At 51.6% G+C, this 21249-nt stretch carries 18 protein-coding genes and 1 rRNA gene; 10 read left to right on the plus strand and 9 right to left on the minus strand.

Annotation, left to right across the window (positions count from 1 at the left end; genetic code table 11):
* Window positions 1–9 precede the first annotated feature (9 nt).
* Complete coding sequence (locus tag AC4IBF_RS21450; RefSeq protein ID WP_143345682.1) at window positions 10–1284, plus strand: HlyD family secretion protein; 1275 nt, start codon at window positions 10–12, stop codon at window positions 1282–1284.
* The gene (locus AC4IBF_RS21455) at window positions 1277–3394 is read left to right on the plus strand and encodes a peptidase domain-containing ABC transporter (RefSeq protein ID WP_133295369.1); all 2118 of its coding nucleotides are present in this window, start codon (window positions 1277–1279) and stop codon (window positions 3392–3394) included. Before AC4IBF_RS21450 ends, AC4IBF_RS21455 begins: the two co-directional genes overlap by 8 nt.
* 156 nt (window positions 3395–3550) lie before the next feature.
* Here AC4IBF_RS21455 and typA read toward each other — a convergent pair whose 3' ends face one another.
* A complete protein-coding gene (gene typA / locus AC4IBF_RS21460; protein ID WP_008501854.1) occupies window positions 3551–5374 on the minus strand; it encodes a ribosome-dependent GTPase TypA in 1824 nt (607 codons plus the stop codon).
* Between the two features lie 376 nt (window positions 5375–5750).
* Here typA and glnA point away from each other — a divergent pair, with 376 nt between their 5' ends.
* The 4 genes from glnA to AC4IBF_RS21480 all read left to right on the plus strand — a co-directional run bounded on the left by glnA (window position 5751) and on the right by AC4IBF_RS21480 (window position 10026).
* Window positions 5751–7160 carry a glutamate--ammonia ligase gene (glnA, locus tag AC4IBF_RS21465; protein WP_008501856.1) on the plus strand — a complete coding sequence of 470 codons (1410 nt, stop codon included), beginning with the start codon at window positions 5751–5753 and terminating at the stop codon, window positions 7158–7160.
* 170 nt (window positions 7161–7330) lie between these two features.
* On the plus strand, window positions 7331–8380 hold the full coding sequence (glnL, locus tag AC4IBF_RS21470) for a nitrogen regulation protein NR(II) (RefSeq protein WP_008501857.1): 1050 nt from the start codon (window positions 7331–7333) through the stop codon (window positions 8378–8380).
* Window positions 8381–8391: 11 nt separating this feature from the next.
* Complete coding sequence (gene glnG / locus AC4IBF_RS21475; protein WP_008501858.1) at window positions 8392–9804, plus strand: nitrogen regulation protein NR(I); 1413 nt, start codon at window positions 8392–8394, stop codon at window positions 9802–9804.
* A 111-nt stretch (window positions 9805–9915) separates the two neighbouring features.
* Window positions 9916–10026: a YshB family small membrane protein gene (locus AC4IBF_RS21480; RefSeq protein WP_136196048.1), complete on the plus strand. Its 111-nt coding sequence runs from the start codon at window positions 9916–9918 to the stop codon at window positions 10024–10026.
* Window positions 10027–10126: 100 nt separating this feature from the next.
* Here the strand turns inward: AC4IBF_RS21480 and hemN are convergent, their stop codons facing one another.
* Complete coding sequence (hemN, locus tag AC4IBF_RS21485; RefSeq protein WP_252093684.1) at window positions 10127–11500, minus strand: oxygen-independent coproporphyrinogen III oxidase; 1374 nt, start codon at window positions 11498–11500, stop codon at window positions 10127–10129.
* Between the two features lie 188 nt (window positions 11501–11688).
* On the minus strand, window positions 11689–12198 hold the full coding sequence (gene yihI / locus AC4IBF_RS21490; protein ID WP_461842280.1) for a Der GTPase-activating protein YihI: 510 nt from the start codon (window positions 12196–12198) through the stop codon (window positions 11689–11691).
* Between the two features lie 577 nt (window positions 12199–12775).
* Between yihI and yihA the strand changes: the two genes are divergently transcribed.
* Window positions 12776–13405, plus strand: a complete 630-nt coding sequence (yihA, locus tag AC4IBF_RS21495; RefSeq protein WP_136196050.1) for a ribosome biogenesis GTP-binding protein YihA/YsxC — start codon at window positions 12776–12778, stop codon at window positions 13403–13405.
* Between the two features lie 97 nt (window positions 13406–13502).
* Here yihA and spfP read toward each other — a convergent pair whose 3' ends face one another.
* Complete coding sequence (gene spfP / locus AC4IBF_RS21500; protein ID WP_071892919.1) at window positions 13503–13550, minus strand: small protein SpfP; 48 nt, start codon at window positions 13548–13550, stop codon at window positions 13503–13505.
* A 166-nt stretch (window positions 13551–13716) separates the two neighbouring features.
* A complete protein-coding gene (polA, locus tag AC4IBF_RS21505; RefSeq protein WP_491463084.1) occupies window positions 13717–16509 on the minus strand; it encodes a DNA polymerase I in 2793 nt (930 codons plus the stop codon).
* A gap of 440 nt (window positions 16510–16949) precedes the next feature.
* On the opposite strand from polA, the gene yihG reads away from it, so the two are divergent.
* A complete protein-coding gene (yihG, locus tag AC4IBF_RS21510) occupies window positions 16950–17858 on the plus strand; it encodes a 1-acylglycerol-3-phosphate O-acyltransferase, YihG family (protein WP_133295371.1) in 909 nt (302 codons plus the stop codon).
* 23 nt (window positions 17859–17881) lie between these two features.
* On the opposite strand, the gene dsbA is transcribed toward yihG, so the two are convergent.
* The 3 genes from dsbA to AC4IBF_RS21525 form a co-directional block, all read right to left on the minus strand.
* Window positions 17882–18505, minus strand: a complete 624-nt coding sequence (dsbA, locus tag AC4IBF_RS21515; RefSeq protein ID WP_045285687.1) for a thiol:disulfide interchange protein DsbA — start codon at window positions 18503–18505, stop codon at window positions 17882–17884.
* 26 nt (window positions 18506–18531) lie between these two features.
* A complete protein-coding gene (locus AC4IBF_RS21520) occupies window positions 18532–19518 on the minus strand; it encodes a serine/threonine protein kinase (protein ID WP_325814530.1) in 987 nt (328 codons plus the stop codon).
* 75 nt (window positions 19519–19593) lie between these two features.
* Complete coding sequence (locus AC4IBF_RS21525) at window positions 19594–19863, minus strand: YihD family protein (protein ID WP_008501866.1); 270 nt, start codon at window positions 19861–19863, stop codon at window positions 19594–19596.
* Between the two features lie 68 nt (window positions 19864–19931).
* Between AC4IBF_RS21525 and mobA the strand changes: the two genes are divergently transcribed.
* Together mobA and mobB are read left to right on the plus strand one after the other, a co-directional pair.
* Window positions 19932–20516: a molybdenum cofactor guanylyltransferase MobA gene (gene mobA, locus AC4IBF_RS21530; RefSeq protein ID WP_115876963.1), complete on the plus strand. Its 585-nt coding sequence runs from the start codon at window positions 19932–19934 to the stop codon at window positions 20514–20516.
* Window positions 20513–21016 (plus strand): molybdopterin-guanine dinucleotide biosynthesis protein MobB, encoded by a 504-nt coding sequence (mobB, locus tag AC4IBF_RS21535; RefSeq protein ID WP_491463085.1) that lies wholly within the window; start codon window positions 20513–20515, stop codon window positions 21014–21016. Before mobA ends, mobB begins: the two co-directional genes overlap by 4 nt.
* A gap of 99 nt (window positions 21017–21115) precedes the next feature.
* Here the strand turns inward: mobB and rrf are convergent.
* Window positions 21116–21231: ribosomal RNA gene (gene rrf / locus AC4IBF_RS21540) — 5S ribosomal RNA — on the minus strand.
* Window positions 21232–21249 lie beyond the last annotated feature (18 nt).

Consider the following 21249-nt stretch of genomic DNA (forward strand, 5'->3'; position numbering starts at 1 on the left):
AGGCCAGAAATGTTTCGCAAGGAAGCTATTGAATATCAGAGTACACGGTGGGAAGGGAAAGCTGTTCTTCTGCCGGGCATCCCTTTTGCTCTTATCATATTGCTCAGCATTTTTTTTATTGCTTCCATTTCTATTTTTATTACCAAAGGTTCCTACACCCGTCGCGTCATCGTTCACGGTGAAATAACCACTTTCCCTGGCGCAGTGAATATCTCTGCATCAATGCAGGGTACAGTCGTGCAGAGTTTTGTTAATGAAGGCGATCGCGTAAAAAAAGGTGATGCTCTCTTTCTCATTCATTCGGGTGTATCGACGCAATCAGGCCTGGTTGATGAGAATAAAAAAAAGGAGATCGCGCTACAGATAAAGAGTATCAGCGTAATGATGGCAAATTTGAACTCTTCGAAAAACCGTACGCTCAACGCGCTGACGACTCAAAAAGATCATTATCAGTCCAGTTTTAATACCTCATCTGGGCTACTGGTGCAGGCTGAGCGGGAACTGCATCAGATTGAGAAGAACGTTAACGATTACCGTGGTTATCAGGAAAAAGGTCTGGTCACCAAAGACCAGATGAGTAGCCAAAACGCACTACTCTACCAACAGCAGAGCAATGTTTCTGACCTGGTCGCCAGAAAATCACAGGACCAGGTTCAGATTGATGCGCTCAATCAGCAAATCCAGTCCCAGAGCGCTGATTATGACCAACAGATTTACCAGCTTGAGCAACAAATATACGAACTGCAAAAAGAAAAGTTAAATACAGAAGCGGAAGGTAATTATGTCATCGTGGCAACAGCCGATGGCTTAATCGACTCCATCAATACGGCGCAAGGTAAGATGATCGGCGCAGGCGATGTACTGGCGCGAGTTCAGCAGAATATCCATTCACCATGCTATCTCGAAACCTGGGTTCCGGATGAAGTTCTTCCTTATCTGGCGATTGGCCAGCGCGTTAATGTTAGTTACGACGCCTTTCCTTATGAAAAATTTGGTCAGTTCAGGGCATCAATATCAGCAATATCCAGGCTTCCGGCATCGAAGCCAGAACTCCTGTCAAAGCAGACCATCGCACATGAATTCTATGACGATAAAAAGTCCTGGTACAAAATCATGATCAAACCTGACCTACAGTCTGTGCAAGTTCATGGAAAACAACTCTCACTGAGCCAGGGAGCCAAAGCGCAGATTTCTCTTTTCCTTGAAAAGAGACATATCTATGAGTGGTTATTATCGCCATTTTACGAAATGAAAATGAGCGTAACGGACGCAGGTAATGAATAATCTTTATACACTTGAGACGCTGCTGCGCAAGTTGGATCTGAAAATATTTAAACGCATCCCAGTTGTCTTTCAAACCGAAGCGTCCGAATGTGGCCTGGCCTGTCTTTCAATGATATGCAGTTTTTATGGCAAGCAGGTGGATCTACTGCAACTCCGGCAACAATTCAATTTGTCATCACGTGGGGTCAACCTCAATGCGATAAAAGCAATTGCCAGTGAACTGGAGATGTCGTCACGCGCATTGTCCGTGGACCTTCAGGAATTACATGACGTGCGTAAGCCCTGCATATTGCATTGGGATTTTAACCATTTTGTCGTACTGATTAAGGTCGATAAGAACAGCGCGGTGATCCACGACCCTGCGTTTGGACGACGGGTGATTAGCATGCCCGAATTATCCCAACATTTTACTGGTGTTGTGCTTGAGGTATGGCCGGGAACCACTTTCTCAGTTCAAAAGAAGCAAAACAGGTTAAAAGCGACCACGTTATTAAAGAATATCAATGGACTGATAACTTCACTGACGAAGGTATTTTTCTTATCGCTGGTGATTGAGTTGATCAGCCTGCTAATGCCAGTGGGGACACAATTAGTCACGGATAATGTGATTGCATCCGGAGATTACGGTTTACTTAATATCATCTGTCTTGGGTTGTTTATTCTGATTCTGTTACGTTTGACGGTCAGTGTCATACGCTCCTGGACCACGCTGATACTGGGAACACTCATCGACGTCCAGTGGAGTTTTAGCCTCTTTTCTCACCTTATTAAGCTACCGACCACCTATTTTGAAAGACGCAAACTGGGGGACATTCAGTCTCGCTTCCACTCGCTTGATGTTATACGGGCCACTTTTACCACAGGTTTGACTGGTAGCATTATTGATACGCTAATGCTCATGGGTTTGCTGGTAATGATGTTTTTATACAACCTGCAGCTCAGCATGATAGTGGTCTCTTTTACCGCAATATACACCTTCATTAGGTTTGCTACCTATCGATACTATCGCCAGCTATCCGAAGAAGAGTTAATCAAGGAAGCACGCCTTAATTCTTATTTTATGGAAACCCTGTACGGTATCGCGACGATTAAAGTTCAGGGGATGACTGACCTGAGAATCAATAACTGGTTTAATCTTTTTTCAGATAAGGTCAATACAGGCATTCGTTTGACGCGAATGGATCTCTTCTTTGGTGGCGTCGTCTCTTTTATCGCCGCCTGCGACCAAATTGTTATCCTGTGGGTTAGCGGCAGGCTGATGATGGATAGTCATTTAACCATCGGTATGTTTATTGCATTTAACACCTTCAGGAGTCAGTTCTATGACCGAATAAATGCCCTGATCAACTTTATCATTCAGCTGAAGATCATCAATTTACACAATGAACGCGTTGCCGATATTGCGCTGCACGAAGCATCTTCTATAACGGCCACCAGCCCGCTGCGTTTACCACACGGAGCCTTAACGCTCGAAACTCAGGATCTGACTTACCGTTATGATAACCATGCGGACCCTATCTTCAGCAAACTGAATCTGACCATTCATGCCGGGGAGAGTATTGCTATTACGGGCGTATCGGGTTCAGGTAAAAGCACCTTGATGAAAGTGTTGTGCGGTTTATTCGAACCGTCGAACGGCTGCGTCCGAATTAATGGCATTGATATTAAGCAACTTGGTTTCGAGCATTATGCTGAACGCATTGCCTGTATCATGCAGGAAGATAAGCTGTTTTCAGGCTCAATCAAAGAGAATATCGCCGGTTTTCGGCCTGACATTGACGAGCAGTGGATGGTGCAATGCGCTATCGCAAGCCATATTCATAATGACATTTTAAAGCTACCAATGGGTTACGAGACACTGATTGGTGAACTTGGGGAAGGGTTGTCGGGCGGTCAAAAACAGCGGATTTATATTGCCCGGGCATTATACCGTAAACCGGGTATTTTATTCATGGACGAGGCGACCAGCCACCTTGATAAAACCAGTGAAAGTCAGGTCAATCAGTCTATACAGGCGATGAACATTACGAGGATTATTATCGCGCATCGCGAAACCACGATTTCATCGGCAGATCGGGTGTTCGTGATAAATGGAGCAGAGTTACCCTAATCCGTGAATTTCGCAGGAAAAAGATAGCGTTGGGACATAACGTCCCCGGGTAATGAAGAATTCTGGCGATCATCGAATAAAAAAGCCGCTGAGGGATCAGCGGCTTTTTACCTGCCGGGTGGCGCGTGCGCTTACCCGGCCTATAGATTGACCGTATTACTCTTCTTTCGCACCGCGCATAGCACGTTTACGATCGTTCTCGGTCAGGTGACGTTTACGGATACGGATAGACAGCGGAGTCACTTCTACCAGTTCGTCGTCATCGATGAATTCCAGAGCCTGCTCCAGGGTCATCTTGATCGGTGGAACCAGAACCGTTGCTTCGTCAGTACCGGACGCACGCATGTTGGTCAGTTTCTTACCGGTCAGGCAGTTTACGGTCAGGTCGTTAGAACGGCTGTGAATACCGATGATCTGGCCTTCGTAAACTTCAGCACCGTGACCCAGGAACAGCTTACCGCGATCCTGCAGACCGAACAGCGCAAACGCAACCGCTTTACCCTGACCGTTGGAGATCAGTACGCCGTTGTTACGCTGGCCCACTTCGCCCGGACGCACGTCGTCGTAGTGGCTGAAGGTGGAGTACAGCAGACCGGTACCGGAGGTCATGGTCATGAACTCAGAACGGAAGCCGATCAGGCCACGGCTTGGGATCACGTAGTCGAGACGTACGCGGCCTTTGCCATCTGGATTCATGTTTTTCAGGTCGCCTTTACGCTCACCCAGCGCCTGCATCACAGAACCCTGGTGCTGCTCTTCAACGTCCAGCGTCACGTTTTCGAACGGCTCTTGTTTACGGCCGTCGATTTCGCGGAAGATAACTTTCGGACGGGAAACCGCCATTTCGAAACCTTCACGACGCATGTTTTCGATCAGAACAGACAGGTGCAGCTCACCACGACCAGAAACGCGGAATGCATCAGCATCTTCGGTTTCTTCAACGCGCAGCGCAACGTTGTGCACCAGCTCTTTGTTCAGGCGGTCAAGGATCTGACGAGAGGTAACGAACTTACCTTCTTTACCACAGAACGGAGAGGTGTTGACGTTGAAGAACATGGTAACGGTTGGTTCATCAACAGACAGGGCTGGCAGCGCTTCCACGTTCTGCGGGTCGCAGATGGTGTCAGAGATGTTCAGCTCGCCCAGACCGGTGATAGCGATGATGTCGCCCGCTTCAGCCAGATCGCTGTCGATACGCTCCAGACCCAGGTGAGTCAGCACTTTGCCAACTTTACCGTTACGGGTTTTGCCTTCGCTATCGATGATAGTAACCTGCTGGTTTGGCTTCACTTTACCGCGTTTGATACGACCGATACCGATGACGCCAACGTAGTTGTTGTAGTCCAGCTGGGAGATCTGCATCTGCAGTGGACCATCCAGATCAACATCCGGTGCCGGTACGTGATCAACAATCGCCTGATACAGCGGGGTCATGTCTTCCGCCATATCTTCGTGGTCCAGACCCGCGATACCATTCAGCGCCGAAGCGTAAATGATAGGGAAGTCCAGCTGTTCGTCGGTCGCGTCGAGGTTAACGAACAGGTCGAATACCTGATCAACAACCCAGTCAGGACGTGCGCCAGGACGGTCAACCTTGTTGATAACAACAATTGGTTTCAGGCCATGGGCAAATGCTTTTTTGGTCACGAAGCGCGTTTGCGGCATTGGGCCGTCAAATGCGTCAACCACCAGCAGCACGGAATCCACCATGGACATCACGCGCTCAACTTCACCACCGAAGTCGGCGTGCCCTGGGGTATCAACGATGTTGATACGGTAGTCATTCCATTTAATCGCGGTGTTTTTCGCGAGGATGGTAATCCCACGCTCTTTCTCCAAATCGTTGGAGTCCATCACACGCTCTTGAGTTTCGGCACGCGCATCAAACGTACCGGATTGCTGCAGCAGCTTATCAACCAGGGTAGTTTTACCATGGTCAACGTGCGCGATGATGGCGATGTTACGCAAATTTTCGATCACAACTTTGCCTCAGGCATTAGAAATAGCGCGTTATTGTACACGGATTAATCGCACTACAAAACAGGATCACAAACATCCTCCGCAAACAAGTATTGCAGAGATGCTTTGTGATCGCTTTCACGGAGCGAAAAAGGGCACTTTAACGTAAATTGCACCAATATGGTGCTCAATGTTCACATTGAAGCACTATACTGGTGCAACAAATCCATCGTGGTGCAGCCCTTTTGCACTATGGTGCGCATGATAACGCCTTTTTGGGGTGATTTAAAAGTTGGCACAGATTTCGCTTTATAAAAATTACATGGCAACAGCCAGTACAAACAGAAACTGAAGACCTCGTTACCACGACGACAATGACCAATCTGGAGAGTTAAGTATGTCCGCTGAACACGTTTTGACGATGCTGAACGAACATGAAGTGAAGTTTGTTGATCTCCGCTTCACCGACACCAAAGGTAAAGAACAGCACGTCACAATCCCTGCTCATCAGGTGAACGCCGAATTCTTTGAAGAAGGCAAAATGTTTGACGGCTCCTCCATTGGTGGCTGGAAAGGCATTAACGAATCCGACATGGTTCTGATGCCAGATGCAACCACTGCGGTCATTGATCCGTTCTTCGAAGAACCAACCCTGATCATCCGTTGCGACATCCTCGAGCCAGGCACGCTGCAGGGCTACGACCGCGACCCACGTTCTATCGCGAAACGCGCTGAAGAGTACCTGCGTTCTACCGGCATCGCAGACACCGTTCTGTTCGGGCCAGAGCCAGAATTCTTCCTGTTCGATGACATCCGTTTCGGTGCTTCTATTTCTGGCTCCCACGTTGCTATCGACGACATCGAAGGTGCATGGAACTCCTCCACCAAATATGAAGGTGGTAACAAAGGTCACCGTCCTGGCGTTAAAGGTGGTTACTTCCCGGTTCCTCCGGTCGATTCTGCACAGGACATTCGTTCCACCATGTGTCTGGTGATGGAAGAGATGGGCCTGGTTGTTGAAGCTCACCACCACGAAGTGGCGACTGCGGGTCAGAACGAAGTGGCAACCCGCTTCAACACCATGACCAAAAAAGCGGACGAAATTCAGATCTACAAATACGTTGTGCACAACGTTGCGCACCGTTTCGGTAAAACCGCGACCTTCATGCCAAAACCAATGTTTGGCGACAACGGTTCCGGTATGCACTGCCACATGTCTCTGTCCAAAAACGGTACCAACCTGTTCTCTGGCGACAAATATGCTGGCCTGTCCGAGCAGGCGCTGTACTACATCGGCGGCGTAATCAAACACGCTAAAGCGATCAACGCCCTGGCGAACCCAACCACCAACTCCTACAAGCGTCTGGTCCCGGGCTACGAAGCGCCAGTGATGCTGGCCTACTCTGCACGTAACCGTTCTGCTTCTATCCGTATCCCGGTAGTAGCGTCTCCTAAAGCGCGTCGTATCGAAGTACGCTTCCCGGATCCAGCGGCTAACCCATACCTGTGCTTCGCAGCACTGCTGATGGCCGGTCTGGACGGTATCAAGAACAAGATCCACCCGGGCGAAGCGATGGACAAAAACCTGTACGACCTGCCGCCAGAAGAAGCGAAAGAGATCCCACAGGTTGCTGGCTCTCTGGAAGAAGCCCTGCAGGCGCTGGACGCAGACCGTGAGTTCCTGACTGCAGGTGGCGTATTCACTGACGACGCTATCGATGCTTACATCGCACTGCGCACTGAAGAGAACGACCGCGTGCGCATGACTCCGCATCCGGTTGAGTTCGAACTGTACTACAGCGTTTAATTAAGTTGTTTTACCCGGCGTGACAAGCGCCGGGAGTAGTTGCCGTGGAAACTTTTAGCCCATCTCAGGATGGGCTTTTTTCTCCACCAACAATCTGATCTCACGCGCTTTTTACGCCGAAAACGCTATACTGCACTAAATTAGTGCAAACGACTCCAGGAGACTGCTGAATGGCAACTGGCACGCTGCCCGATGCTGGGCAGATCCTCAATTCTTTGATTAACAGCATCTTGCTGGTCGATGACGAGCTGGCCGTTCATTACGCCAACCCGGCGGCACAGCAGCTGCTTGCCCAAAGCGCACGTAAACTATTCGGTACCCCGCTTCCGGAACTCCTGAGCTACTTTTCGCTGAATATTGGCCTGATGCAGGAAAGCTTACAGGCAGGCCAGGGTTTCACCGATAACGAAGTGACGCTGGTGATCGACGGGCGCTCGCACATTCTGTCGCTAACCGCGCAACGTCTTCCCGAAGGCCTGATCCTGCTGGAAATGGCGCCGATGGATAATCAGCGTCGACTGAGCCAGGAGCAGCTTCAGCATGCGCAGCAGATTGCAGCCCGTGACCTCGTGCGCGGTCTGGCGCATGAAATTAAAAACCCGCTGGGTGGGTTACGCGGCGCGGCGCAGCTTCTGACCAAGGCGCTGCCTGACCCTGCGCTGGCGGAATATACCAACGTCATCATTGAGCAGGCGGACCGTCTGCGGAATCTGGTAGACCGTCTTCTCGGTCCGCAGCAGCCGGGAATGCACGTTACTGAAAGCATCCATAAAGTGGCTGAGCGGGTGGTGAAGCTCGTCTCAATGGAGCTGCCGGAGAACGTCACGCTGGTACGTGATTACGACCCAAGCCTGCCGGAACTGGCCCATGACCCGGATCAGATTGAGCAGGTCCTGTTGAATATTGTGCGTAATGCTCTGCAAGCGCTGGGACCTGAAGGCGGCGAGATTATTTTACGCACCCGCACCGCCTTCCAGCTCACGTTACACGGCGTGCGCTACCGGCTGGCCGCCCGAATCGACGTTGAGGATAACGGGCCCGGCATTCCATCGCATCTGCAGGACACCCTGTTCTACCCGATGGTCAGCGGCCGTGAAGGCGGAACCGGCCTGGGCTTATCCATTGCCCGCAGTTTGATCGACCAACACTCTGGAAAAATTGAATTTACCAGTTGGCCGGGACATACCGAGTTTTCGGTTTTCCTGCCGATTAAAAAATAAAGGTGACGTTTATGCAACGAGGGATAGTCTGGGTAGTCGATGACGATAGCTCCATCCGTTGGGTGCTTGAACGCGCGCTCACAGGGGCGGGATTAAGCTGCACGACGTTTGAGAGCGGCAGCGAAGTGCTCGACGCACTCACCACTAAAACGCCCGATGTTCTGCTGTCGGATATCCGTATGCCGGGCATGGACGGGCTGGCGCTGTTAAAGCAGATCAAACAACGCCACCCTATGCTACCGGTCATCATAATGACCGCGCACTCCGATCTGGATGCCGCAGTGAGCGCCTATCAGCAAGGGGCGTTCGATTACCTGCCCAAACCGTTTGATATCGACGAAGCGGTGGCGCTGGTTGAGCGCGCGATTAGCCATTATCAGGAGCAGCAACAGCCGCGCCACGCGCCCGATTTTGGGCCAACCACCGACATCATCGGCGAAGCGCCGGCGATGCAGGACGTGTTTCGCATTATTGGCCGTCTGTCCCGCTCGTCCATCAGCGTCTTGATTAACGGCGAATCGGGCACCGGTAAAGAGCTTGTGGCGCATGCACTGCATCGCCATAGCCCGCGGGCAAAAGCCCCGTTCATCGCCCTGAATATGGCGGCGATCCCGAAGGATTTAATTGAGTCCGAACTGTTCGGCCATGAAAAAGGGGCATTTACCGGCGCAAATACCATTCGCCAGGGGCGCTTCGAACAGGCTGACGGCGGCACGCTGTTCCTGGATGAAATCGGTGATATGCCGCTGGACGTTCAGACCCGCCTGCTGCGCGTGCTGGCCGACGGGCAGTTTTATCGCGTGGGCGGCTATGCGCCGGTGAAAGTGGACGTGCGTATTATCGCCGCGACCCACCAGAACCTGGAGCAACGCGTGCAGGAAGGCAAATTCCGTGAGGATTTATTCCACCGTCTTAACGTCATCCGCGTTCATCTGCCGCCGCTGCGTGAACGTCGGGAAGATATTCCCCGCCTGGCGCGTCATTTTCTGCAGGTGGCTGCCCGCGAGCTGGGCGTGGAAGCCAAGCAGCTTCACCCGGAAACCGATGCCGCTCTGACGCGTCTGGCGTGGCCGGGCAACGTGCGTCAGCTGGAAAACACCTGCCGCTGGCTAACCGTGATGGCTGCCGGTCAGGAAGTGCTGATTCAGGATTTACCGGCCGAACTGTTTGAGGCGACCGCGCCGGAAAGCAGTAGCGGACACGCGCTGCCGGACAGCTGGGCGACGCTGCTGGCGCAGTGGGCCGACCGCGCGCTGCGTTCCGGTCATCAAAACCTGCTTTCTGAGGCTCAGCCTGAGATGGAGCGTACGCTGTTGACCACCGCGCTTCGTCATACGCAGGGTCACAAGCAGGAAGCCGCTCGCCTGTTGGGATGGGGTCGCAATACCCTGACGCGCAAGCTGAAAGAGCTGGGAATGGAATGATCTCACGCCGCTGTGTAAAGGTTATTAATTGAACGCAAATCGTCGTTATTTTGCGCTTTACTGTTCCGATGAGTTTTGTATGATCGTGCCCGGAAATTGGGGGTGAACATCATGCTGGAAACATTCGTGAATATGCTCTCTAGCGGAGCCGCTGAAAGCCACACGCCACAAACAGCCGTTGCGGCTATGTTGTGCGCGGCGCTGGTTGGGCTGTTTAGCTAGCGAGTTGGCGATGAAAAGCCGGGTGACGCTTCGCTTACCCGGCCTACATTTCGCACTTTTGTAGGCCGGGTAAGGCGAAGCCGCCACCCGGCATCACAGTTTAAATAACTCGCGAGAACTGCTGCATTCGCGCTTTCTGACGCAGATACGCGTCAAAGCACATGCAGATATTACGGATCAACAGACGCCCTTTCGGGGTGACCTCTATCGCTCTCTCCGACACATCCACCAGCCCGTCTTTCGCCAGCGGCGCCAGCAGCTTCAGATCTTCCGCGAAATAATCGCTGAAGTTCAGTTCCCACTGCGCTTCCACATCGCTGAAATCGAGACGGAAGTTGCAGATAAGCGCCTTAATCACATCGCGACGGATACAGTCATCACGCGTTAACGCAATGCCGCGCCACAGCGCGTTGCCAGTCTCATCAACCTGCTGGTAATACAGCTTCAGCTCTTTCTGGTTCTGCGCGTAGCAGTCGCCAATCATGCTAATGGCGGAGACACCCATTCCCAGTAAATCGGTATCGCCCTGGGTCGTGTATCCCTGGAAGTTACGGTGCAGGACCCCTTCGCGCTGAGCAACGGCCAGCTCGTCATCCGGACGGGCAAAGTGATCCATGCCGATAAACTGATAGCCGGTTTCGGTCAGCGAGGTGATGGTTTCCTGCAGGATATCCAGCTTCTGCTGGGCAGAAGGAAGATCGGCATCTTTGATTTTGCGCTGGGCGGCAAACAGCGTTGGCAGATGCGCATAGTTAAAGACGCTCAGGCGGTCCGGGTTAAGTTCAGCCACGCGCTTCAGCGTGAAGGCGAAGCTTTCCGGCGTTTGCTTTGGCAGGCCGTAAATCAGGTCAATATTGGTCGAGGTGAAACCAATCTCACGCGCGTGATTGAGTAAGGCAAAGATAAATTCTTCGTCCTGCTCGCGGTTCACCAGACGCTGAACCTCTTTATTGAAATCCTGTACGCCCATACTCAGTCGGTTGAATCCTTCTGCGCGTAAATGATCCAGGACATCCAGCTGAATTTCACGCGGATCGACTTCGATCGAGATCTCAGCGTCAGCATTAAAACTGAAATTGCCGCGCAGAAGCGCCATCAGGCGGCTTATTTGCGCTTTGTTCAGATAGGTTGGCGTACCGCCGCCCCAGTGAAGCTGGCTCACGTGACGGCCTTTAAACAGTGGCGCGCGATGCACAATTTCCTGTTCGAGCGCATCAAGATACTGGTCGGCTTTATGCTGCTGGCGGGTCACGATTTTATTGCAGCCGCAGAAGTAGCAAAGCTTGTGGCAGAACGGAATATGGACGTAGAGCGACAGCGGACGCTCAGGATAGCGCGCGACAGCCTGCTGGAAATCACGCTCTCCGAAGGCATCGGAGAACTCCAGCGCGGTGGGGTAAGACGTATAACGCGGCCCGGAATAGTTATATTTCTGGATTAGGGCCAAATCCCAGTCGATAGTTGATGCTGACATGCTCACTCCTTCCGTTGGTGTCGCGTTCGTATACGGCGGCCCGTTCTGACCCCATTGCGGGCCATCATTCGGGTGCGCAGCCACTTCTGTCGCCGCGACAACCGCCGTAGTTTAACGAATAACCACACCAGATAACATATAACCGGAAGGGTTATAAGCAGGACTATCGTGCCTGCCGGGTGCAAATGTTAGTTTCCACCCTTCAGAAGACGCATCATATCTTCCTGCTTCTCGTCTTCTTCTTCATCTTCGTCGTATGACAGGCCCAGCTTCTGCATCAGTTCATCAATACGATCCAGTTTGGCATCCACCCATGACTGCTCTTCAGCGGTCAGGGTTTCACCCTCTTCAAGACGTTCCAGCAGCGCGTCCAGGCGCTCATCGTTCTCCAGCAAATCCAGCTCAGCCTGCGGTGAAAGCATAGGTTTCTCGCTCTTTGGTTTGTGCTGCTTAGTGACCGGGGTGTCTGTCACGCCCAGTGGAATGGGAGTTTTACTGCCGATACGAGGATCTTTCTGCTGCTTGCCTTTTGCAGAAGCGCCCGCTGCACCACCACCGTTGGCACGGCTACCCGCAGCATGACCGCGATGTTTTTTGTCGCGTTTGCGGTCGCGCGCTTCCTGGTTCAGTTCTTCGCGCGTTTTGCGGCGTGCTTTTGCAGGGCGTTTCGCGCCCGCAGCGGAGGTTGGTTTTTTCATGATGTTTTATCTTTAAGTCGTTTTCTTCAGTATAGAATTGCGGCGAAATCTAGCAGAAAGCAAGCAAAGAAAAAAGGCGACAGAGCAATCTGTCGCCTTTTTTCCTGACTCACAACCCTTAGCGGGTCAGACATTCCATGTTTGCCAACAACAAACCCTGTTTATCCCTTGGCTAATACCGTCCGTGATACGGTTCCATTTCCTTTTAAAACGCCTCCAGGCGCTGGTCGTCCTGACAATCCTGCGTCTTCGCCTCCTGGCGCTCCTGACCCTAATCCTTAAGTCGATTTCCTGTTGGCTTCCTCGCCCTGACGCACACTTTACCTTGTTCCGTTAAACTAACAAGCAACGAAACGGCATAAAAAGAGATTTTCAGACAATTACCCGAAAATAAGCTTATGATTTAAAACAGTTTGCATTTTTTAACGCCTGCGAATTCTCTGAAATCTCCCATAGCATCACTGGCCGATCTCTCACACCGATGGGGGCATTCGCCTACACGGCATAGTAATCAGAAAAGCCTTTTGCCTGCATTCGGGTATAATCCCCTTCAGATTACGATTTTGGAGACGACCACGTGACTACCTGGAACTACCAACAGACGCATTTTGTCACCAGTGCGCCCGATATTCGCCACCTGCCTTCTGATACTGGTATTGAAGTGGCCTTTGCTGGCCGCTCCAATGCGGGGAAATCCAGCGCCCTGAATACGCTGACCAATCAGAAGAGCCTGGCGCGTACCTCAAAAACACCTGGCCGTACCCAGCTGATCAACCTGTTTGAAGTCGCAGAGGGCAAACGCCTGGTCGACTTACCGGGCTACGGTTACGCGCAGGTACCGGAAGAGATGAAAATCAAGTGGCAGCGTGCGCTGGGTGAATACCTGGAAAAACGTCTGTGCCTGAAAGGTCTGGTGGTGCTGATGGATATTCGTCACCCGCTAAAAGATCTCGATCAGCAGATGATCGACTGGGCTGTAGCAAGCGATATCGCCGTACTGGTGCTGCTGACGAAAGCCGATAAGCTGGCGAGCGGCGCGCGTAAAGCGCAGGTGAATATGGTTCGCGAAGCGGTGCTGGCGTTCAACGGTGATGTGCAGGTTGAGCCGTTCTCCTCGCTGAAAAAGCAGGGCGTGGACAAGTTGCGTCAGAAACTCGATACCTGGTTTAGCGAGATGGAACCCGCGAAGGAAGCGGAAGAAGAGTAATACCGGGCGCGGCAATGGCCGCGCTTTTTTTGCCTGAACATTTCTTTGCCGCAATAAAAAACGCCCCAGTCATTACTGACTGGGGCGGCTAAAATATTCAGCCAAATCCGATTACGTGAAGTAAAAGGTCTGAAAGATAGAACATCTTACCTCTGTACCCTACGCCGATAACTCTACCCCTTTTTGTGCTGCAGAAAAAGCACTTTTTGTAGTTTTTTTTCATTCTTTACATAGGGAATTCTAATGATCGTCACAAAACGCGCGTTCTAATGTTGCAAACTTACATAAATAGCGCGTTATGCGAAGAATCGTTAGTGAGCCTGATCCCAGTTTTCACCACTTCCCACTTCCACCAGCAACGGCACATCAAGCGTCATGCTGCTTTCCATCAGTTCGTGGATCTTCTTCGACACGGCGTCGAGGTCGTCCTTGTGCACTTCAAATACCAGTTCATCGTGTACCTGCATGATCATTTTCACGCGAGGTTTCTCTTCTTGCAGCCAGGCATCAACAGCGATCATTGCACGCTTAATAATGTCCGCCGCGGTACCCTGCATCGGGGCGTTGATCGCCGCACGCTCTGCGCCAGCGCGGCGCGCCGCGTTGCTGGATTTGATGTCCGGTAGGTAGAGACGGCGGCCATCCAGGGTTTCGACGTACCCTTTTTCCTTCGCCTGCGCGCGTGTGCGTTCCATATATTCCAGCACGCCCGGATAACGCTCGAAGTAGAGATCCATATACTTCTGCGACTCTTTACGCGGAATGTTGAGCTGGCGTGAAAGGCCGAACGCGCTCATGCCGTAGATCAGACCGAAGTTGATCGCCTTAGCGCTGCGGCGCTGTTCGTTGGTCACGCTGTCCAGCGGCAAGCCGAAGACTTCCGCCGCGGTTGCCCGGTGGATATCCTTCCCTTCGGCAAACGCGGTAAGCAGGCCTTTGTCACGGGACAGATGCGCCATAATGCGCAGTTCGATTTGCGAGTAGTCAGCAGAGACAATCAGATAATCCTCTGGTGCGATGAAAGCCTGGCGAATACGACGGCCCTCTTCGTTACGTACCGGGATGTTCTGCAGGTTGGGATCGGTTGACGAGAGACGACCGGTCGCCGCAACAGCCTGATGATACGACGTGTGCACGCGACCCGTTTTCGGGTTGATCATAAGCGGAAGCTTGTCGGTGTAGGTCGACTTCAGCTTCGCGAGACCACGGTACTGCAGAATCACTTTTGGCAGCGGGTAATCCAGCGCCAGCTCTTCCAGCACCTCTTCAGAGGTTGACGGTGCGCCGCCAGGGGTTTTCTTCAGCGGCTTGATACCCTGCTTTTCAAACAGAATGGTTTGCAACTGCTTCGGTGAAGAGAGGTTAAACGGCTCGCCTGCAAGCTCATGCGCTTTTTGCTCAAGCTCGGTCAGGCGCTGCGCCAGCTCCCCGGAGTGGTTATGCAGCACCGTTGGGTCGATTTTCACGCCGTTGCGTTCAATGCGGGATAGCACGGGCACCAGCGGCATCTCGATATGCTGGAACACGTTCAGCGGACCTTCGTGCTTCTGCAGTTTTGGCCACATCTTCAGATGCAGCTGCAGCGTGACGTCAGCATCTTCCGCCGCGTAGCGACCCGCCTCTTCAAGAGCAATCTGGTTAAAGGTGAGCTGATTTTTCCCTTTTCCGGCAATCTCTTCAAAGGTGATGGTTTTGTGCTTGAGCCAGCGGTCAGATAAGGAATCCATATCATGGCGGCCCGCGACGCTGTCCAGAATGTAGGATTCGAGCATGGTGTCGAAGGCGATCCCACGCAGTTCAATGCCGTAGTTTTGCAGAATGCCGCGGTCGTACTTGAGGTTTTGCCCAACCTTGAGCGCCTTTTCGTCTTCCAGGATCGGCTTCAGCAGCTCAAGCACGCGTTCACGGGAGAGCTGCTCCGGCGCATCCAGGTAATCGTGCGCCACAGGAACGTAGGCTGCAATACCCGGCTCTGTCGCAAATGACAGGCCAACCATATTGGCTGAGATGTTATCGAGACTGTCAGTTTCGGTATCAAAGGCAAAGACCGGCGCCTTTTTCAGTTTCTCGATCCAGGCGATCAGCTGTGACTCTTCAAGAATGGTTTCGTAGTTGTCGAATGAAAGCGCCACGGCTTCTTCTTCAGCCTGATCTTCTGCTTCAACAACAATCGTCTCCTTCGGCTTTGCAGCAGGTTTGGCCCCTTTTGCCTGTAGCCATTTACCGGCTTCCACGTCAGTGATCCAGCGCTTGAATTCGTATTTCTTAAACAGGCTCAGCAGATCGCCAGCAGAAGGCTGTTGCACCTCAAGCTGCTCACAGCCCAGCTCCAGTTCGACATCGGTTTTGATTGTAGCCAGCTTATAGGAGAGATAAGCCACCTCTTTGTTCTCTGCCAGTTTTCCGGCCATGGTTTTTGCGCCACGGAAGGAGAGCCCGGCGATTTTGTCTGATTCCGCGTAGAGCGTATCCAGCCCGCCCAGCCCCTGAAGCAGCGCCTGCGCGGTTTTCTCACCAACGCCAGGGACACCCGGGATGTTATCCGAGGAGTCGCCCATCAACGCAAGGAAGTCGATAATCAGCTCAGGCGGCACGCCATACTTAGTGACAACCTCTTCAGGCCCCAGAATGGTGTTGGTCATGGTATTAATCAGGGTGATACCTGGCGTCACCAGCTGCGCCATATCTTTATCACCGGTGCTGATCAGTACAGGACGACCCATCTTTTCTGCTTCACGCGCCAGCGTACCGATGACGTCATCGGCTTCAACGCCAGAGACGGCCAGCAGCGGCAGCCCCATCGCTCTTACCATGGTGTGCAGCGGTTCAATCTGCGCACGCAGATCGTCAGGCATTGGCGGACGGTGAGATTTGTAATGCTCAAACAGCTCATCGCGGAACGTTTTGCCTTTCGCATCAAAGACCACAGCCGCATGGGTTGGCTGGTACTGAAGGATCAGGCTGCGCAGCATGTTCAGCACGCCGTACATTGCGCCGGTGGGTTCCCCTGCGCTATTGGTCAGAGGAGGAAACGCATGGTATGCCCGATACAGGTAAGAAGAGCCATCGACGAGAATAAGAGGGTTTTCTGGGATCTGAACCATAATGTCCGTGCCTTTAATCAATTTATGGGTAAAGGATGCCACAGAAGGATGAAAACATCAGTTATTAGCGCCTGATACAGGAAAAGATTTTGCGATCGTGAGGATCGCTCGCAAAATTCAAACTGTGGATAAGTTTGTGCATATTTTCACTTCATATGAATAACAGACACAAAATACACATATGAGTTATTTTTTAGATCTTAATTATCATGCTGTTATGGCATTAGATCTTATCTATATGGCCAACTGATGGCAATTTAGTCTATGTGGATATAAGCCTTGATAAGCGCGGAATCACAGTGAAATCGTCTACGACAGGGTAAAAGCGGCCAAATCATCACATGAAAGCGCCATTAATTTGTCCGTTTTCTGGTAAAATCAGCGCCCAGCGTCGAATAGCCGGCCGCTAACTTACAGCTAACTACCTGAAAAAGCTCATCATGTCGAGATTGCTCGCTGCAATAACATTACTGTTAAGCATCATTTTAACTATTCTGGTAACTGTCGCATGTTCTGTGCCGATCATCGTAGCCGGGATCATTAAACTGCTGCTGCCTGTCCCCATGGTGTGGCGAGCCGTGTCCGCATTTTGTAATTTCATGATGTACTGCTGGTGCGAAGGGCTGGCGATCCTGCTGTGCCTGAACCCACATCTGAAGTGGGATATCAAAGGACTGGAGAGTCTTAACAAGAAGAACTGGTACCTGCTGATCTGCAATCACCACAGCTGGGCGGACATCGTGGTGTTATGCGTGCTTTTTCGCAAACACATCCCGATGAACAAATACTTTCTGAAACAGCAGCTCGCCTGGGTACCTTTTATTGGGCTGGCCTGCTGGGCGCTAGATATGCCCTTTATGAAACGCTATTCGCGCAGCTATTTGATTCGTCATCCCGAGCGTCGCGGCAAAGATGTGGAGACCACGCGCCGTTCCTGCGAAAAGTTTCGCGCGCATCCAACGACTATCGTGAACTTTGTTGAAGGTTCCCGGTTTACGGAAGAGAAGCGCCAGCAAACTCGCTCTCCTTATCAGCATCTGTTGCCGCCAAAGGCTGCGGGGATTGCGATGGCGCTTAACGTGCTGGGAGCACAGTTCGATAAACTTCTTAACGTCACGCTCTGCTATCCGGAAAACGACAGGACGCCATTCTTCGATATGCTCAGCGGCAAACTGACGCGCATTGTCGTGCATGTCGACCTGGTTCCGATTGACGCTGAACTGCACGGTGATTACGTAAACGATAAGAACTTCAAACGTCGTTTCCAACAGTGGCTTAATACGCTTTGGAAAGAGAAAGACGAACAGATAGGCAAGATTAAATCTTCATACAAAAACGCCGGTCAGTGACCGGCGTTTTTACATCAGTGAAATTACTTCTTCTCAACCAGGTATTTCACGGTATCAGCATACTGCTGTACGAAGATATCCATGCTGCTGGTGTCCATGCCCTGCATGTTCAGCTGATATTTGCCGTTAACAAACATCGCCGGAACGCCCTGAAGCTGGAGGTCAGCAGCCGCTTTTTCCTGCTGGGCAACCAGTGATTTCACCACGAAGCTGTTCCACGCGGCATCATACTCTTCACCTTTCACGCCGGCATCAACGAACACTTTACGGATATCCGCAGTGGTCTGAACGGTCTGTGTTTTCTGTACGGCTTCAAACATTGGCGAAGTGATCTTATCTTCCACGCCCAGTGCCATCGCCACCGCCCATGCCTGAGTCAGGTCTTTACCCAATGGGCCCAGGAACTCGACGTGGTACTTGGTCATTTTTGTGCCTTCCGGCAGCTTTTTCTTCACGTTGTCAGAAACATGCAGCACCTGCTCGAACTGATAGCAGTGTGGGCAATAGAACGAGAAGAACTCCAGAACCTGTGGCTCGCCAGCGACCGGCTTGTCCAGCGTGATGTACTGTTTGCCGTCGGTAAACTGCGCAGCAGAAGCGCTAAATGCCAGAATCATACCTGCCAGCGCCAGCCAAATTTTTTTCATGATTAACTCTCTCCTGGGTGTGTCCATTAATACATCGGCGTTAATTGCAGAGGGGGCTCCTGAAGAACCTTAACCTGCTCAGTAAATGTAGATATCTGGCTACGCCAGTAATCCTCTCCGGTAAGCCACGGGAAATTGCGAGGAAATGCCGGATCGTCCCAACGCCTGATTAACCATGCGAGATAATAAACAAAACGCATCGCACGTAAAGGCTCAATCAGGGCAATTTCGTCTGAATTAAACGGGCTAAATTCTTCATAAGCTTCAATAATGGTTTCAAGCTGCATGCGCTGCTCGGCTTTATCGCCATTGAGCAGCATCCACAGGTCCTGAACCGCTGCCCCCATGCGCGCATCGTCGAGATCGACAAAGAGCGGGCCGTCACGCCAGAGAATATTCCCGGCGTGACAATCGCCATGCAGGCGCAGGACGGAAATATCATCGCGCCAGCAGGTTTTCACTGCAGCAATAAGGTTATCGGTGGCGTTGAGGAAATCATCCTTTAGCGCTGCGGGGATCATTGCAGACGTTTCGAATACTTGGCGCGGTTCAAGAAGGTATTCCTGAATCCCGATAGTCGGGCGGGCAATAAAGGCTTTTTTGCGTCCCGTCTGGTGTATACGCCCAAGATAGCGGGCAACCCACTCCATCTGATCGATATTATCCGCTTCAAACTGGCGCCCCCCCAGGCTCGGGAATACAGCGTAGTAAAACCCTTCGTGCGTGAGGAGCGTTTGGTTATTGAATTTCAGCGGTGCGGCAACGGGAACATCGTCATCCAGCAGATCGTGAGCAAACTGATGCTCTTCCTGAATTTGTTCTGCGGACCAGCGTTCAGGACGATAGAATTTTACGACGTAGCGCTGACGATCCTCGTCCTGAAATTGATAGACGCGGTTTTCGTAGCTGTTTAAAGGTGTTAGCCCGGAATCCACCCGAATACCCTGTTCAAACAGGGCATCCATAATGGTGTCCGGGTGTAATGTCTGGAAAGTAAAAGCCTGGTCGTTCATCCGATCATCCGGAAATTATACGAATGATTCAGGATATCATCTTGTGGCGATTTCGGTGCCGCCGCTTACAAGCTTTTACTCTTTAATTACGCCTCGTGCGCGCAATAATGCGGTCTTAAAATCTTCCTCATAATCTTTCTGAATACCAGGAATAACAGCATCTTTGGCAGAGTCGCGCATTTTAAGGTGGTAGATCAGGATGTCGTCAGAAAGGTCAGCCAGATCGCCGTCAAAACCTGACTCTTTCGCCAGTTTCTGTAAAAATTGCATCAGATTTAGCTCTGGCTCTTTTTGCCAGGCGGGCTGTAGGAGTTCAATAACTTCATTAAGACGTTTACATTTCATGGTGGTGCTCCTTTCATTTAGAGTGACACGTTAGCAGGGTCAATCCCACAATAAAAGAGGCGATATTCGTGAATCTTAGCCAGGAAATCATCGGGGTCGTTCTGGCAGGCGGCAGAGCAACGCGAATGGGCGGAAAAGATAAGGGGCTTCAGCTTCTTAATGGAAAACCCTTATGGCAGCATGTCGCCGATACGCTCTCAGGCCAGGTGTCGACAATGGCCATCAGCGCTAACCGGCATATCGACACTTACCGAAGCAGCGGGTACGCCGTCTACCAGGATATCGTTGAGGATTACCCAGGACCGCTGGCCGGTATGCTTTCGGTCATACAACAGTCTCAAGGAGAGTGGTTTATCTTCTGCCCCTGCGATACCCCGTTTATTCCGTCCTGTCTTGCCGAGCGTTTATTACAGCTTCGCAGTACAGCTCCAGTGGTTTGGGTACATGACGGCGAGCGTGACCATCCTGCTATCGCATTAATGCACAGATCGCTAGCTCCTGCTCTGCAGAGCTATCTGGCTGGGGGAGAGCGCAGGGTAATGGTCTTCATGCGTGAGTCTGGCGGCCATTCCGTTGATTTTAGCGATGTGAAATCAGCGTTTGTGAATGTGAATACGCATGAAGATTTGCAGATGATGCAGGAGAAAAAATGATACCTGTTGTAGCCATATCCGCCTGGAGTGGAACCGGGAAAACCACGCTGCTGAAAAAGCTCATTCCTGCGCTGTGTACCAGAGGTATCCGTCCAGGATTGATTAAGCATACCCACCATAATATGGATGTCGATAAACCGGGAAAAGACAGCTTTGAGCTGCGTAAAGCGGGTGCAGCGCAAACGATGGTGGCAAGTTCTCAACGCTGGGCGTTAATGACAGAAACGCCGGACGAGGCGCCGCTGGATCTCGCTTATCTTGTCAGTCGGATGGATCGCTCCACCCTGGATCTGGTGCTGATTGAGGGATTTAAGCATGAGGCCGTGCCTAAGATCCTGCTATTCAGAATCGATGCCGGGCATGATTTTAGTGAGTTAACGCTGGATGAGCATGTGATTGCGGTGGCAAGTGATGTTGTATTGCCACTTGAAGTTCCGGTACTGGATTTAAATGATGTGGATGGGATTGCGGAGTTTATTATGGAGTGGAGTGCGATCTGACTTGCCGGGTGGCGGCTTTGCCTTGCCCGGCCTACAAAATTCGGTGGTTCCGAAACGCAAAAAGGCCATCCTTCCGGATGGCCTCTTCACTTGTTTGATGCCTGGCAGTTCCCTACTCTCACATGGGGAGACCCCACACTACCATCGGCGCTACGGCGTTTCACTTCTGAGTTCGGCATGGGGTCAGGTGGGACCACCGCGCTAAAGCCGCCAGGCAAATTCTGTTAAATCTG

It is taken from the genome of Enterobacter sp. Taxon_8 (genome assembly GCF_058354585.1).

Bases quoted from the DNA above. Each gene is read 5' to 3' on its own strand.
- AC4IBF_RS21450 (WP_143345682.1), top strand. From the start codon at position 10: ATGTTTCGCAAGGAAGCTATTGAATATCAGAGTACACGGTGGGAAGGG.
- AC4IBF_RS21455 (WP_133295369.1), top strand. From the start codon at position 1,277: ATGAATAATCTTTATACACTTGAGACGCTGCTGCGCAAGTTGGATCTG.
- glnA (WP_008501856.1), top strand. From the start codon at position 5,751: ATGTCCGCTGAACACGTTTTGACGATGCTGAACGAACATGAAGTGAAG.
- glnL (WP_008501857.1), top strand. From the start codon at position 7,331: ATGGCAACTGGCACGCTGCCCGATGCTGGGCAGATCCTCAATTCTTTG.
- glnG (WP_008501858.1), top strand. From the start codon at position 8,392: ATGCAACGAGGGATAGTCTGGGTAGTCGATGACGATAGCTCCATCCGT.
- AC4IBF_RS21480 (WP_136196048.1), top strand. From the start codon at position 9,916: ATGCTGGAAACATTCGTGAATATGCTCTCTAGCGGAGCCGCTGAAAGC.
- hemN (WP_252093684.1), bottom strand. From the start codon at position 11,500: ATGTCAGCATCAACTATCGACTGGGATTTGGCCCTAATCCAGAAATAT.
- yihI (WP_461842280.1), bottom strand. From the start codon at position 12,198: ATGAAAAAACCAACCTCCGCTGCGGGCGCGAAACGCCCTGCAAAAGCA.
- polA (WP_491463084.1), bottom strand. From the start codon at position 16,509: ATGGTTCAGATCCCAGAAAACCCTCTTATTCTCGTCGATGGCTCTTCT.
- yihG (WP_133295371.1), top strand. From the start codon at position 16,950: ATGTCGAGATTGCTCGCTGCAATAACATTACTGTTAAGCATCATTTTA.
- dsbA (WP_045285687.1), bottom strand. From the start codon at position 18,505: ATGAAAAAAATTTGGCTGGCGCTGGCAGGTATGATTCTGGCATTTAGC.
- AC4IBF_RS21520 (WP_325814530.1), bottom strand. From the start codon at position 19,518: ATGAACGACCAGGCTTTTACTTTCCAGACATTACACCCGGACACCATT.
- AC4IBF_RS21525 (WP_008501866.1), bottom strand. From the start codon at position 19,863: ATGAAATGTAAACGTCTTAATGAAGTTATTGAACTCCTACAGCCCGCC.
- mobB (WP_491463085.1), top strand. From the start codon at position 20,513: ATGATACCTGTTGTAGCCATATCCGCCTGGAGTGGAACCGGGAAAACC.